The organism is Sulfitobacter sp. SK012 (assembly GCF_003352085.1).
Lineage (GTDB): Bacteria > Pseudomonadota > Alphaproteobacteria > Rhodobacterales > Rhodobacteraceae > Sulfitobacter.
Genome location: NZ_CP025804.1, coordinates 4147782 through 4161081, shown reverse-complemented (window position 1 = coordinate 4161081; position 13300 = coordinate 4147782). Strand labels below are relative to the sequence as shown.

14 protein-coding genes are annotated in these 13300 nt (G+C 56.4%); 8 read left to right on the top strand and 6 right to left on the bottom strand.

Annotation, left to right across the window (positions count from 1 at the left end):
- Positions 1 to 246: 246 nt before the first annotated feature.
- Together C1J03_RS20295 and C1J03_RS20290 are read left to right on the top strand one after the other, a co-directional pair.
- On the top strand, positions 247 to 912 hold the full coding sequence (locus tag C1J03_RS20295) for an SDR family NAD(P)-dependent oxidoreductase (RefSeq protein WP_114888232.1): 666 nt from the start codon (positions 247 to 249) through the stop codon (positions 910 to 912).
- The gene (locus C1J03_RS20290) at positions 906 to 2435 is read left to right on the top strand and encodes a cryptochrome/photolyase family protein (RefSeq protein WP_114888231.1); all 1530 of its coding nucleotides are present in this window, start codon (positions 906 to 908) and stop codon (positions 2433 to 2435) included. The genes C1J03_RS20295 and C1J03_RS20290 overlap by 7 nt, the downstream gene beginning before the upstream one ends.
- Here C1J03_RS20290 and C1J03_RS20285 read toward each other — a convergent pair.
- Together C1J03_RS20285 and C1J03_RS20280 are read right to left on the bottom strand one after the other, a co-directional pair.
- Complete coding sequence (locus C1J03_RS20285; RefSeq protein ID WP_114888230.1) at positions 2400 to 2780, bottom strand: antibiotic biosynthesis monooxygenase family protein; 381 nt, start codon at positions 2778 to 2780, stop codon at positions 2400 to 2402. The genes C1J03_RS20290 and C1J03_RS20285 overlap by 36 nt on opposite strands.
- On the bottom strand, positions 2777 to 3100 hold the full coding sequence (locus C1J03_RS20280) for an NIPSNAP family protein (RefSeq protein WP_114888229.1): 324 nt from the start codon (positions 3098 to 3100) through the stop codon (positions 2777 to 2779). The genes C1J03_RS20285 and C1J03_RS20280 overlap by 4 nt, the downstream gene beginning before the upstream one ends.
- Positions 3101 to 3171: 71 nt before the next feature.
- On the opposite strand from C1J03_RS20280, the gene C1J03_RS20275 reads away from it, so the two are divergent.
- Positions 3172 to 3858 (top strand): ArsR/SmtB family transcription factor, encoded by a 687-nt coding sequence (locus C1J03_RS20275; RefSeq protein ID WP_114888228.1) that lies wholly within the window; start codon positions 3172 to 3174, stop codon positions 3856 to 3858.
- A gap of 4 nt (positions 3859 to 3862) precedes the next feature.
- On the opposite strand, the gene C1J03_RS20270 is transcribed toward C1J03_RS20275, so the two are convergent.
- On the bottom strand, positions 3863 to 5302 hold the full coding sequence (locus tag C1J03_RS20270; protein WP_114889110.1) for an MORN repeat-containing protein: 1440 nt from the start codon (positions 5300 to 5302) through the stop codon (positions 3863 to 3865).
- 183 nt (positions 5303 to 5485) lie between these two features.
- Here C1J03_RS20270 and C1J03_RS20265 point away from each other — a divergent pair, with 183 nt between their 5' ends.
- The 3 genes from C1J03_RS20265 (at position 5486) to C1J03_RS20255 (ending at position 8566) form a co-directional block, all read left to right on the top strand.
- Entirely contained in the window at positions 5486 to 7144 is a 1659-nt protein-coding gene (locus tag C1J03_RS20265) for an NAD+ synthase (protein WP_114889109.1), read from the top strand.
- Positions 7145 to 7340: 196 nt separating this feature from the next.
- Complete coding sequence (locus tag C1J03_RS20260) at positions 7341 to 8153, top strand: alpha/beta hydrolase family esterase (RefSeq protein ID WP_114888227.1); 813 nt, start codon at positions 7341 to 7343, stop codon at positions 8151 to 8153.
- An 8-nt stretch (positions 8154 to 8161) separates the two neighbouring features.
- Positions 8162 to 8566, top strand: a complete 405-nt coding sequence (locus C1J03_RS20255; RefSeq protein WP_114888226.1) for a DUF1801 domain-containing protein — start codon at positions 8162 to 8164, stop codon at positions 8564 to 8566.
- Positions 8567 to 8614: 48 nt separating this feature from the next.
- On the opposite strand, the gene C1J03_RS20250 is transcribed toward C1J03_RS20255, so the two are convergent.
- Positions 8615 to 9541, bottom strand: a complete 927-nt coding sequence (locus tag C1J03_RS20250) for an MBL fold metallo-hydrolase (protein WP_114888225.1) — start codon at positions 9539 to 9541, stop codon at positions 8615 to 8617.
- 205 nt (positions 9542 to 9746) lie between these two features.
- Here C1J03_RS20250 and gltX point away from each other — a divergent pair, with 205 nt between their 5' ends.
- Positions 9747 to 11081: a glutamate--tRNA ligase gene (gene gltX, locus C1J03_RS20245; protein WP_114888224.1), complete on the top strand. Its 1335-nt coding sequence runs from the start codon at positions 9747 to 9749 to the stop codon at positions 11079 to 11081.
- A 35-nt stretch (positions 11082 to 11116) separates the two neighbouring features.
- Here the strand turns inward: gltX and C1J03_RS20240 are convergent, their stop codons facing one another.
- Positions 11117 to 11671 carry a gamma-glutamylcyclotransferase family protein gene (locus tag C1J03_RS20240; protein ID WP_114888223.1) on the bottom strand — a complete coding sequence of 185 codons (555 nt, stop codon included), beginning with the start codon at positions 11669 to 11671 and terminating at the stop codon, positions 11117 to 11119.
- A gap of 268 nt (positions 11672 to 11939) precedes the next feature.
- On the opposite strand from C1J03_RS20240, the gene gcvH reads away from it, so the two are divergent.
- Positions 11940 to 12299: a glycine cleavage system protein GcvH gene (gene gcvH, locus C1J03_RS20235; protein ID WP_114889108.1), complete on the top strand. Its 360-nt coding sequence runs from the start codon at positions 11940 to 11942 to the stop codon at positions 12297 to 12299.
- A 116-nt stretch (positions 12300 to 12415) separates the two neighbouring features.
- Here the strand turns inward: gcvH and C1J03_RS20230 are convergent, their stop codons facing one another.
- Positions 12416 to 13300 (bottom strand): inositol monophosphatase family protein, encoded by an 885-nt coding sequence (locus C1J03_RS20230; protein ID WP_114888222.1) that lies wholly within the window; start codon positions 13298 to 13300, stop codon positions 12416 to 12418.

The window sequence follows — 13300 nt, the reverse complement described above, 5'->3', positions numbered from 1 at the left end:
GTGGCGCGCGGCACATCCCTCTGAGCGGGCGCGCCTGGATGGCACGCTCAGAGGCGGGCTAGCAACAGCAGTAGGGCACGCAGCGAAGGCGCGGTCATGCGCGCGAGGGACGAAGTATGGGCTGCGTTATTCATAAGAGACAAGATACCTGCACGCGCGAAAAAGAAAAGCGCAAAAATCGCCATGGCCCGCAGTGTCTTTGGAAACAGCCCTTGAATGCACCGCCGCATCGTCTAGCTGAGGGGCATGACACAGGTTCTTATCATCGGCAGTTCGGGCGGCATTGGCCGCGCCTTGGCCTCTGCGGCAGCGGCGCGAGGGTGCGATGTAACGGGGCTTTCGCGCTCGGCTGACGGGTTCGACATCACAGATGAGGCGTCGGTTGAGGCACACCTAAGCAAACTTGATGGGCCGTTCGACACGATTATCTTGGCCACAGGGGCGCTGGAAGTGAATGGTGCCAAGCCTGAGAAATCTATCAAAGCTGTGACAGCGCAGGCGATGATGGACCAGTTTGCCACCAATGCCATTGGGCCGGCGCTTGTCCTGCGCCACGCAGCGCGCCTGTTAACGAAGGATGGGCGTGCGGTTTGCGCCGTGCTGTCGGCGCGCGTGGGATCAATCGGTGACAACCGCTTAGGTGGCTGGACCAGTTACCGCGCAGCCAAGGCGGCAGTAAATCAGATCGTGCACACCACCGCGATTGAACTTTCCCGCAGCCACACGCACAGCATTTGCGTGGCCTTACACCCCGGCACAGTTGCGACGCCTTTCACGCAAAGTTATCTGGGGCGACATCCTTCTGTTCCACCCCAGGATGCGGCGAATAACCTACTCAATGTGATCGACGGTCTGTCCCCGCAGGACATTGGTGGTTTCTTTGACTGGGCCGGCAAGGTGATCCCTTGGTAAATCGGCTCATTTTAGTGCTGGGCGATCAATTGACGCCGTCTTTGAGCGCATTGCGCGAGGCCGATTGCAAAACCGATACGGTCGTAATGGCCGAAGTTGCCTCGGAAGCCGAATATGTTCGCCATCATCCAAAGAAGATCGCGCTGATCTTTGCGGCGATGCGCAAATTTGCAGGTCAACTGAAGCAGGACGGCTGGAACGTCGCGTACACCCGGCTCGATGATCCAGATAACGCGGGCTCCATCCCTGGTGAGCTGCTTAGGCGCGCTGCGGAATTTAAGGCGCAAACGGTACTGGTGACGGAGCCGGGCGAATGGCGACTTATTGAAGCGCTCAGGGATACGCCGCTTGATATGCATCTGTTGCCGGATGATCGGTTTCTTGCCAGCCACGCAGAGTTTGAGGGCTGGGCAAGAGACCGCAAGCAGCTGCGGATGGAGTATTTCTACCGTGACATGCGCCGCAAAACAGGGCTGTTGATGGAGGGCGATAAACCTCAGGGCGGCAAATGGAATTTTGACCACGACAACCGTAAGCCCGCAAAAGCGGATCTCTTTGCCCAAGGCCCGTTGCGGTTTGAGCCAGATCCGGTGGTGAGCGAGGTGCTGGACCTTGTGGAGGTACAGTTTGGTGAGAATTTTGGCGACTTGCGCCCGTTCTGGTTTGCTACCACGCGGGAACAAGCGCTTGCGGCGTTGAACCACTTCGTCACCCACAGCCTGCCGCGCTTTGGCGACTATCAGGACGCGATGCTGACAGAGGATCCGTTTCTGTATCATGCCGTGATTTCGCCCTACCTCAACATCGGTCTGCTAACCCCGCTTGAGGTTTGTGAAGCTGCTGAAGCCGCTTTTATGCGTGGCGATGTACCAATCAACGCGGCCGAAGGGTTCATCCGTCAGATCATCGGCTGGCGAGAATATATGCGCGGAATCTATTTCCTAGAAGGGCCGAGCTATGTTTCGCGCAACGCGTTGGAGCACACGCGTGATTTGCCCGGCTTTTTCTGGGGGGCAAAGACAAAGATGGCCTGTGTTACTGCCGCCATCGACCAGACCAAAAAACACGCCTACGCGCATCACATTCAGCGGTTGATGGTCACCGGAAATTTCGCTCTGCTCGCGGGGATCGACCCACACCAGGTGCATGAATGGTATCTCGAGGTGTATGCGGATGCGTTTGAATGGGTTGAAGCTCCCAACGTTGTTGGAATGAGCCAATTCGCGGATGGCGGCGTGATCGCATCCAAACCTTATGTGTCCTCGGGGGCCTACATCAATCGCATGTCGGATCACTGTAAAACCTGCGCTTACAAGGTCTCCCAGAAGACCGGAGAGGGCGCGTGCCCCTTTAATCTTCTGTATTGGGACTTCCTGCTTCGCCACCGCGATCGGTTCGCAAACAATGCGCGGATGGGCAATATGTACCGTACCTGGGACCGCATGAAAGACGACCACAAGGTGCAGGTTTTGGATGATGCCAAGGTGCTACTGGCCCGGCTCGACGCGGGTCAAGCCGTCTAGTTCACCATGTGCCGATTGGCTATCTGTCGGCGCTTCATCGCGCTCAAACATGCCGTAGTCCCGGATCACATGCGCAATGCGCAAAAGATAATCGGTAAAGATACCTGAGCGTCCGGCTTTTTGGGCGCTGCGATGTTTGGACAGCTCTCGCCATGCGGCAACTGCGGCCTCGTCTCGGAAGAACGAGAGGGACAGCAGCTTGTTCGGATCGCTCAGGCTTTGGAAACGCTCAACCGAGATGAAACCTTCGACTTCGTTGACCAAAGCCCGCATATCTGCGGCGATATCGAGGTACTGATGTTTGTGGGCAGGGTCAGGCATAACTTCGAAAATGACGGCAATCATTGGGATGATCCGTGCGGCGCAGATGCCAGCTTCAGGAAACACCGTTCTTCGCGCAGCAAGAACTTCTCAGACTGTGCAAAGGCGTAGTTTTCTTGTCCCAACGGGTCATTGCGAAGCCGCTCGCGATAGTCCTCATAAGCCGCCAAAGAGGGGATGTTGTAGACACCATACGCTAGCGTACTGGACCCCTCGTGCGGTGCAAAATAGCCGATCAACTCGGCCCCACAGCGTGGGATGGCTTGCCCCCAATTTCGGGCATATTGACCAAATGCAGCATGTTTGGTCGGATCGATTTGGTAGCGGATGATACAGGTCAGCATGTTATCTCCTTGGGGTTGCTGTCCTTATCTAGGCCATTGAATGGCGCGAATGCTTCGGCTAAGGTCGAAGTATGAAAGAAGGCCCAGATATCTCTCACATCGCGGCGTTGATCGGTGATCCCGCGCGCGCCAATATCCTGACTGCGTTGATGAGCGGTAAGGCACTGACCGCAACGGAACTGGCCGCGGAGGCAGGGGTGACGGCGCAGACGGCCTCAACCCATCTGGCCAAGCTCGAAGCGGGTGGGCTGACAATTGTGCGCAAATCGGGGCGGCACAAATATATCTCGCTTGCCGGACCAGAGGTCGCACAGGTGCTTGAGGCGCTGATGGGGCTGGCCGCTGGATCGGGACATTTGCGCAGGCAACCGGGGCCCAAAGATGCAGCGCTGCGCGAGGCGCGGGTTTGCTACAATCACCTTGCCGGGGAAAAAGGCATCGCCGTGTTTGGCTGTTTTGTGTCCAAAGGGTGGATCGCGGGCGAAGGGGATGCGCTGTCACTGACGGACGCAGGCCATACCTTTGTTTCGGATTTTGGCGTAGATTTAGCCGAGCTTTCAACTGCCCGCGCCCCACTTTGCCGCCCCTGTCTGGATTGGAGCGCGCGGCGGAATCACCTTGCCGGTAGCGTTGGACGTGCGTTGCTAAATCGGATGGAGGTGTTGGGCTGGGCCCGCCGAATTCCCAAGACCCGTATCGTAGATTTCACCCCCGAGGGCAGCCGCGCCTTTGCGCAAATGTTCCCAAAAACAGCCTGATTCATTAACCGCCGTTGGTTTCTTGCTCAGCTTCAGTTTCTGGCGCGACATCAATGGTTTCCTCGGCAAGCGCGCCGCCGTCCCACTGGCCGCTTACTTCTTGGCCACTCGCATAGCGCATTGAGCCCGGGCCCTGGCGTTTGCCACCGACGAAATTACCCGCATAGACATCACCATTGGCATAGGTCGCAATTCCTTGGCCCTCGATTTCGCCATCAACCCACGTGCCTTCATAGGAAAACCCACTGGCCATCGTGATCACGCCCGCTCCGTTGCGGGTGCCACCAGAAAAACTACCCTCATAGACAGTGCCATCGGGGTAGGTTGTCATGCCCTTGCCGTGGCGCAGACCGTCTTTCCACCCCCCGTCATACCGACGACCGTCGCTATAGGTCAGAACGCCCTGTCCGTCATTGCGCGCATTCACAAAACCGCCCTCATAGACCATGCCGCTGGGATACGTCGCGACGCCCTGGCCCTCGATCACTCCGCTGACCCAATCGCCTTCATAGGTGGAACCATCGGGATAGGTGATCTTGCCCTTACCTTCGGCGAGGTTGGCGGTGAAAGTTCCAGTCTGAACTGAGCCGTCGGGATAGGTCACAATCCCTTCGCCGTCTGACTGGCCATTGACCCAATTGCCGCTGTAAATATAGCCGTCCACGCCCGTAAAGGTGCCCTGTCCCGCGCGCTGATCAGCGGCATAGCTGCCTTGATAGACATCGCCATCTTTGGTGGTGGATATGCCCTGGCCTTCGCGGCGCCCGTCAACCAGATCGCCTTCGTAAATATCGCCGTTGGCCTGAATGATCTTGCCTTTGCCGTTCAGCTGACCGCTCTTCCACATCCCATCCAACACAAAGCCCTCAGGGTGGGTTAGTTTGCCTTCGCCGCTGCGGGCACCATTCACGACCGAGCCCTCATAGACGGCACCTTCGGCGTCTGTGATCGTCGCAAAGCCTGTAGCTGCTCCGTCAACCCAGTCGCCTTTGTATTGATACCCCGTCGAGGTCTGCATCACCCCTTTGCCGTGGCGCTTGCCATTGCGAAATCCGCCCTCGTAGCGTTCGCCGTTCGAATGTTGCGACACGCCTTGCCCCATAATGGTGCCATCGGCCCAATCGCCTGCATAAGTCCCACCATCTGCCATGGAAATTTTGCCAAACCCATCTGGCTTTCCTTTGGAAAAGCTACCCTCATAGACTGACCCATTGGGGAACTTGGCGATCCCTTCGCCTTTGATCTCACCCTCTACCCATTCACCGGAATACTCATAGCCATTGGGGAGGCGGTAGGTGCCATTGCCGTGTTGCAGCCCTTCTTTGAAGGTACCCTCATAAACCCCGCCATCATCGTATTGCTTGCTCTCAACCTGAGCCGCGGCGGGGTGCGCAAAGGCGAGTGGCAAGGTGGTGGCTGCAAGGATCAAACGGCGAAATATCATGGTGTACCTGCTGTCGGCGTCAAGGATCATCACGCCATGCTCAGCATGGGTGCTAAACCGCAGCCTAATGGCGCAGGTGCAACTGGGCAATCTTCTTTTGGGCAGCATATGTTACGCACGGTCTTTCCCTCGGCCGCGGTTCTGCTACATCGGAGCGTAGGTTTGTTGAAAGAGGCCCTGCACATGACAGCACGTTTTCGCATCACATTGGGGCAACTAAACCCAACTGTTGGGGATCTCGCAGGCAATGCTGATTTGGCGCGTGACACGTGGGCCAAAGGAAAAGAGGCGGGTGCCGATCTGGTTGCGCTGCCCGAGATGTTCCTTACGGGCTACAATGCTCAGGACCTTGTGATGAAACGCGCTTTTCAGCTTGATGTGATGACCCACATCAACGCGTTGGCTGCGGATTGCGCAGATGGCCCGGCACTGGCAATTGGTGCGCCTTGGGCAGAGGGCACCGAGCTTTTTAATGCCTATCTCATCCTCAAAGGCGGCAAGATCGCCAGCCGTATGCTTAAGCATCATTTGCCCAATGAAACCGTTTTTGACGAAGTGCGCATCTTTGACAGCGGTCCTTTGGGCGGTCCTTACTCCGTCGGGAATACCCGAATTGGCAGCCCTATTTGCGAAGATGCATGGCATGAAGACGTCGCAGAAACGCTGGCTGAGACAGGCGCGGAATTCTTGCTGGTGCCCAATGGATCACCCTACTACCGCGGCAAATTTGAGACCCGGTTAAACCATATGGTGGCCCGCGTAATCGAGACGGAGCTGCCGCTGATTTACCTTAATATGGTCGGTGGCCAAGACGATCAGGTGTTCGACGGTGCGAGCTTTGGCCTCAATCCGGGTGCCAAATTGGCATTTCAGATGCCGGTCTTTGACAGCACTGTGGCTCATATTGATCTGGAGCAAGGTACTGAGGGTTGGCGCATCGTTGATGGTGAAAAAGCGCCGCAACCCGACCAATATGAGCAAGACTACCGCGTGATGGTACAAGGTTTGCGGGATTACATGCGCAAAACCGGATTTAAAAAGGTCCTGCTTGGTATGTCCGGTGGCATCGATTCGGCGCTTGTGGCAACAATCGCAGCCGATGCCTTGGGCCCCCAGAATGTCCGCTGTGTCATGCTGCCTTCGGAATACACTTCGCAAAGTTCGCTGGATGATGCTCAGGCCTGTGCGACCGCGCTGGGTTGCCAATATGACTATGTGCCCATAGCCCAAAGTCGCGCAGCCATTACCGACACGCTTGCTCCGATCTTTGATGGCACTGAGCCTGACCTGACAGAGGAAAATATCCAATCTCGTCTGCGTGGATTGCTGTTGATGGCGATGTCCAACAAATTCGGTGAGATGTTACTTACCACTGGGAATAAATCCGAAGTCGCCGTTGGCTATGCGACCATTTATGGCGACATGGCGGGTGGCTATAATCCAATCAAAGACCTTTATAAAATGCGTGTGTTTGAGACCTGCCGCTGGCGCAATAACAATCACCGCGATTGGATGATGGGCCCAAAAGGGGCCGTGGTTCCCGATAATATCATCACCAAAGCCCCTTCGGCCGAACTGCGCGATGACCAAAAAGACAGCGACAGTTTGCCTGATTACCCAGTATTGGATGCGATCCTTGGCATCCTCGTTGATGCGGATGGCAGCGTGGCTGATTGCGTCGCAGCGGGTTTTGACCGCGACGTGGCAAAGAAGGTCGAGCATCTGATTTATATCAGCGAATACAAACGCTTCCAATCGGCACCCGGTCCACGTTTGACAAAAGGTGCCTTCTGGCTTGATCGCCGTTATCCCATCGCAAACCGTTGGCGCGATCCAAGCTGAGCGCGGTAATTGTGTGCTGCCCCATGCGATTTCATCGAAGGGCGGCAGCCTAAGAAACTTTGACCATCTCCGATGAGCCGCGGCGGTCATACGCCGAAAGTTGAGCTTGAATGCCGCTGACCACGGCTCTGTGACTTGTGAACTTCTCGCCGCGTTGTCAGACTGAACCGGATAACCAATTCACCGGAGTTTTTTCATGTCTGTCACACGTTGGGCCGCGGCCTTTGTCTTCCTTGGTTTCGCAAGCCCTGCGCTGGCGTGCGGCTCAGACAGCGAATGCAAAATCGGCGACCGCCATTACCAGATTGCTCTGCCCGAAGGATACGACGGGCAAACGCCGATTGGGGCGGTGATCTGGTCGCATGGGTATGGTGGAAGCTCCGCAGGCGTGATGCGCAACGGCAGTTTGCGCAAAATGGTAGCAGCCCAAGGCTTGGCGCTTATCGCGGTTGAGGCAAAGGGTGGCGGTTGGGATATTCCCAACAATCCGCGCGATATGGCCAGCACAGGCGAGGCGGAACTGGCCTATTTTGACGCAGTTATCGAAGACGCAGCCGAGCAATTTCCACTTGATAAGTCGCATCTTGTGGCAAGCGGATTCAGCGCAGGTGGCATGATGACATGGACGTTGGCCTGCGCGCGCTCTGAGGATTACGTGGGTTTTGTGCCGCTCTCAGGCACCTATTGGCTGAAGACGCCGGAGACATGCGACGCGCCCGTTACCAGCATTGTGCACATCCACGGCGACAGGGATGGCACCGTCCCTCTGAATGGTCGTGAAATTCGCGAGACCAAACAGGGTTCCGTTGCCGAAGCGCTAAGCATGTACGCGGATTTTGGGAGTTTCGGCCCGACCAAGCCGTCCCAGGGGCCAGGGCTTAATTGCGAGACGCGCACCAGCCCGGGTGGCGAAATTCTGGAGTTCTGCTTGTTTAAGGGCGGCCATTCGTTCCGAACTGAGTATTTGCAATTTGGCATCGGTCGCCTGCGGGACGTAAACAAGCTATAAGCTCGGCCATGTCAGACGATATTGCGGCATTTCTGGAAAACGTCACACCGGCCAACAGGCAGGATGAAGCAGTGCGCCTAGATGCGTTTTTCCGAGATGTTACCGGTTGGCAGCCAGTGCTCTATTCTGGCGGTATGTTAGGGTATGGCAGCTACGATTACCGGTACAAATCTGGTCGCCGAGGGAGCTATTTTGCGACCGGGTTTGCACCACGCAAGGCCAAGCTTTCGATCTACATTCTGCCGGGCTATGCGGATTTTGACGATATTCTGAGCCGTTTGGGTCGGCATAAGATGGGGCAATCTTGTTTGTATCTGAACAAGCTGGATGATGCCGATCTTGATGTGCTGGCTGAACTGATCCGCGCAGGTCTCAAGAATCTCCAAAGCCATTGGCCCGTAAACCCGACTTGATCTCAGTGGGTGGTGCGGGCTGACAAATTGGTGCCAGCCCGGGAAGGATCAGACCAACAGCTGGTAGCTGTGCGGCACATAAACAAATCCATCGTCTTTTGAATCAACATAACCGACAGCAGGCCATGGCATGTGATAGCCAACAAAGGGTGTCTTGTCGGCGGCAAGCATGCCCAGCATGGTACGGCGGGTCGCGGCGGCGGCGGCTTTATCTTGGTCAAACTTGACCTCCCAATCGGGATGCGCAAGCGACCAGACATAGTGGTTGGCGAAATCTGCGCCCAACAACAGCTGCTTACCGTCTGATTCCAGCATATAAGCCATGTGCCCGGGTGTATGGCCAAAGGCTGCCATTGCCGTAATGCCTGATGCGACGCTACCACCATCATCTAGCATGGTGGTTTCATCTGCGAGCGGGCGTACTTTGGCTTCGAACCCTTCGTTTTCCGCCTTGGCCCATGCATCGAATTCAGTTGAGCCGGTGACATAGCGGGCATTTGCAAATGTGCGTGCGTCTCCGGTGGTCAGCCCGCCGATGTGATCTCCGTGCATATGCGTCAGAACCACAACATCAATCTGGTCAGAGCTATAACCCGCAGCCATCAGCGCCGCAGCGGTCGCTGCGCCATCAAGGCCAGTGTCGAACAAGATCAGTTCTGATCCGGTGTTGACAACTGTTGGCGTGAAGAAAAACTGTGCGACATCTGTCGGCAGGTTTGCAGCGGCCGATACTTCATTAAAGGTGGCTTCATCGACGTTGAGGCCAAAAATATTGTGCGGGCCTTCAACGGGACGTGTGCCTGCCAAAATCGTGGTCACTTCGAACGCACCCAGCTTGACGCGCTGATAGGGGGCAATGCCCAATCCTTGCATCGGTGCGCTGGCGCGGACGGCACTGGCCCCTGCGGCGGCAAGTGGCAATGAAGCGGCCCCGGCAAGTGCGGCACGACGGGTGAATGAAGGTGTGTTGGTCACAGTGGATCTCCTATGTAAGATTTCGCTCTGGTGTCCTACTTTAGCGCTTTTCCCGCGCAAGCACAGGGAAGGGTGCTCATTTTTTCGTCAGGTCAAGGGGGGCGGCAGCCTCGGGTGCATCTCATTTGAACGCGCAGGCACCAGCAGCCAACTGGACAAATCCACAGTGCTGTGACAAATCCACATCGAACAGGAGAACCCCGATATGTCCGCCAAAACCATCACCCGCTTCGCCCCATCCCCCACCGGTTGGATCCATGTGGGCAACTTGCGCACAGCGCTGATGAACTACCTGATCGCACGCAAAGCAGGCGGCGAATTTATTCTGCGCATCGACGATACGGACCCGGTGCGCTCCAAAGAAGAATATGTCGACGGCATCAAGCGTGATCTTGAATGGTTGGGTCTGCATTGGGACCGGGTGGAGCGGCAATCATTGCGGATGGATCGCTATGAAGCCGCCGCTGAAGAACTGCGCAAGATGGATCGGTTCTATGAAGCATTTGAGACGCCAACCGAGCTGGACCTAAAGCGCAAAAAGCAGCTCAATATGGGCAAACCTCCGGTCTATGACCGTGCGGCGATGGCGTTGACGGATGCGGAAAAAGACGCATTGCGGGCGGATCGCGGAGCAGGTGTGTGGCGCTTCAAGCTCGACCGCGAGCGGATCGAATGGCCCGATGGTATCCTTGGTGATATCTCAATCGACGCGGCATCGGTCTCGGACCCGGTCTTGATCCGGGGCGATGGGCAGATCCTTTATACGCTGGCTAGCGTTGTTGACGATACGGATATGGGCGTTACCGATGTGGTGCGCGGCTCTGACCATGTGACCAATACGGCCACACAAATTCAGATCATGAACGCACTTGGCGGTGCCGTGCCATCCTTTGCACATCATTCACTGCTGACCGGCCCGCAAGGCGAAGCGCTGTCAAAACGTCTCGGCGTTTTGGCTTTGCGCGACTTGCGTGAACGCGGCGTGAAGCCCTTTGCTTTACTAAGCCTGATGTCGCGTCTTGGGTCGTCTGATCCGGTTGAATTGCGCACAGATATGGCCGAGCTGATTGATGGCTTTGACATCGGGCGCTTTGGCTCCTCGCCAACAAAACTTGATGATGCTGATCTGATGCCGTTGACCGCGCGTTACTTGCAGACGTTGTCATTAGAAGACGTCGCAGCCGAAGTCGAAGCCGCTGGCGTGCCAGCAGAACTCGCAGCACAATTCTGGGACGTGACACATGACAACATCACAACGCTGCATGATCTTGCGCCGTGGTGGAAGATGTTTAGCGAAGGGGCCGAGCCCGATATCGAGCCAGAAGACCGTGAATTTATTGCACAAGCGATGACGCTGCTGCCGGATGCGCCCTTTGATGGTCAGACGTGGTCCAACTGGACAACTGCGGTCAAGGAGGCAACCGGGCGCAAAGGCAAAGGCCTGTTCATGCCACTGCGCAAAGCGTTGACAGGGCAAGCCCACGGGCCGGAAATGGCATCCTTGATGCCGCTGTTGCAGGTATTGAAGGCGCGGGGCTGAACAGCGCGCTGCTTAGCCGATGCTTAGAGCCTCAGTCAGCGAACCAGCGCGTTAACACGCCCAAGGTGGTGATCCACCAAAGCGGTTTCTTCTGCAGAAAGCTCTTGAGCACGCGGGTACCGGGGTGCTGTGCGGTCGTTAAAGACAGGCGTGTCCCAGCCATCTGTCGTGTCATAGAAACCCGTGACACCAGCGGTTCCAAATTCACGGTGAAACCCTTGCGTCACGACGTCGAGGTAGCTCAACAGAATGTGGTGATCGCCGCCGATTTTCTGGCTTTCTGGTGGAACGACGTAGTGCGCAATCTGTGGGGGTGGCGTCATCTCATGCACGACCGCAGGGCCCGAGCTGTGCCGCTGATATCCAGTCTCTCGAAGATCAAGCGCTCCCCAATCTGCATCCGGTACGGCTGCAATAAGCCCATCGATGGCACTGGAGGGATCAGGGACGACGGTAAGGTAAACAATGTCGCGGCCATGGGTCCGAACCCAAGCGCGCCGCCAACCCTGTAGTTGGGCATGCCGAGCATCGGGGTAGTCATGGGTCGCGCGGTTGACCAGGCTGCCGTAGCCAAAGAAGTAAGGGGTCATATCAAGGCTCCGCAATCATTGGCTTTTACCCAATCATTTTGTGTGCTCCGTCACAAGGGCATCTGAGGTAACACTTGCATGGCCATGTCAAAGGTTAGGCCGATGTGGCTTGCCAATAACAAAGGACCAACTGCGCGGAGACGCTTGAAGATCCCAAGGATCGACCGTGCTGCGCGAAATTCGTGGTGGGTGATTGCCGTTTCAGGTTGCCAAACTGCTCTTTCTAGATGCAAATTTCAGAAAATAGAAAACGGAGAACAAACGCATGATGAAATTTACTGAAGAGCATGAGTGGCTGCGCGTTGAGGGCGATGAAGTTTTGGTAGGCATTACCATCCACGCCGCAGAGCAGTTGGGCGATGTGGTCTTTGTCGATCTGCCCGATGAAGGCACCACCATCAGCAAAGATGACGAAGTGGTCGTGATCGAAAGCGTTAAAGCTGCGTCGGATATTCTGGCCCCAGTTGACGGCGAAATAACCGAGGTAAATGGCGCGCTGTCTGACACGCCCAGCATGGTCAATGAAGACGCACAGGGCGAAGCATGGTTCTTTAAATTGAAGCTAAGCGACCCGTCCCAGATGGACGAATTCATGGATGAAGCTGCCTATCAGAAATTTGTCGCCTGAATATTTCCCAACTTCGAAATTGGCCAATTGAATGCCCCGGCACAGGCCAAGACCCTAACGTTTACCTCAGATGCGTGAGGTGGATCCGTGATCTTGGGTTAAGGCGGCGCTTCGCCTCAGCCAGCGGGTTCCAACAAAAAGCTGAAGATCTTCTTCAGCTTGTTCCATGTGACCTTATCCGGCGCGACCAACAGATGTCCCTCAAGCCGTGCTGCGGAATAATCACCACCATCCAGCATCTCAACATGGGCACCAGCGCGCGCGCAGATCAACGCGCCTGCGGCGTGATCCCACGGATGCAACGAGGCCGTTAACAAGAAATCCGCATAGCCTTGTGCAAGCATCCGGTATTCATGTGCTGAACAGCGCAACGACCCAACCTTTGCAAAGCTAGGAAAGGTCGCGGCCAGCGCGGGTTTGTGGTGATGGGCAAATATACTCAGCGGAATAAAGCCCGAGAGCGCCTCAACCGGTTTGCCCATCGCGGCCTTGAGGTCACGTGCGGGGCCAAAGGAGCGCTGCAACTGCGGTATGCCGTCTTCATCCGCAATCGCCCAGTTGTCGGCGATGGGATCATAGATCATCCCGAACACCGGCTTGCCATAGCGGGTGGCGGCGATGATCACCCCAAAAAGGGCCATGTCATGGGCGAAATTCCAGGTCCCATCCACTGGATCAATATGAAAAGCCAGCTGAGCATCACCAATACCGACCAGCAGCTTTGGGTTGGTTGATGCAGCCTCTTCGCCGATGACCAGCGCGTGCGGAAAGGCGATCTGCAAAGCGCGGGCGATCATCGCTTCAGCGGCGGTGTCCGCTTCAGTGACCAAGTCATCCGGGCTTGATTTGCTGCGAATTGCGTCTTGGGACAGCGCGCGAAACCGCGGCAGGATCTCGGCACGGGCCGCGCGGCGCACGGTGTTTATGACGTGATTTTGCTGCGCATTGCTCAGCGCCGGGGCGAGCTTGGCGGGCAGGCTCTCAGTTTCAGTCGCGGTCAT

Excerpts from the sequence above, each read along its gene's own strand:
- C1J03_RS20285 (WP_114888230.1), bottom strand. The coding sequence starts at position 2,780 with ATGATTGCCGTCATTTTCGAAGTTATGCCTGACCCTGCCCACAAACAT.
- C1J03_RS20280 (WP_114888229.1), bottom strand. The coding sequence starts at position 3,100 with ATGCTGACCTGTATCATCCGCTACCAAATCGATCCGACCAAACATGCT.
- C1J03_RS20275 (WP_114888228.1), top strand. The coding sequence starts at position 3,172 with ATGAAAGAAGGCCCAGATATCTCTCACATCGCGGCGTTGATCGGTGAT.
- C1J03_RS20230 (WP_114888222.1), bottom strand. The coding sequence starts at position 13,300 with ATGACCGCGACTGAAACTGAGAGCCTGCCCGCCAAGCTCGCCCCGGCG.
- gltX (WP_114888224.1), top strand. The coding sequence starts at position 9,747 with ATGTCCGCCAAAACCATCACCCGCTTCGCCCCATCCCCCACCGGTTGG.
- C1J03_RS20260 (WP_114888227.1), top strand. The coding sequence starts at position 7,341 with ATGTCTGTCACACGTTGGGCCGCGGCCTTTGTCTTCCTTGGTTTCGCA.
- gcvH (WP_114889108.1), top strand. The coding sequence starts at position 11,940 with ATGAAATTTACTGAAGAGCATGAGTGGCTGCGCGTTGAGGGCGATGAA.
- C1J03_RS20270 (WP_114889110.1), bottom strand. The coding sequence starts at position 5,302 with ATGATATTTCGCCGTTTGATCCTTGCAGCCACCACCTTGCCACTCGCC.
- C1J03_RS20265 (WP_114889109.1), top strand. The coding sequence starts at position 5,486 with ATGACAGCACGTTTTCGCATCACATTGGGGCAACTAAACCCAACTGTT.
- C1J03_RS20255 (WP_114888226.1), top strand. The coding sequence starts at position 8,162 with ATGTCAGACGATATTGCGGCATTTCTGGAAAACGTCACACCGGCCAAC.
- C1J03_RS20240 (WP_114888223.1), bottom strand. The coding sequence starts at position 11,671 with ATGACCCCTTACTTCTTTGGCTACGGCAGCCTGGTCAACCGCGCGACC.
- C1J03_RS20295 (WP_114888232.1), top strand. The coding sequence starts at position 247 with ATGACACAGGTTCTTATCATCGGCAGTTCGGGCGGCATTGGCCGCGCC.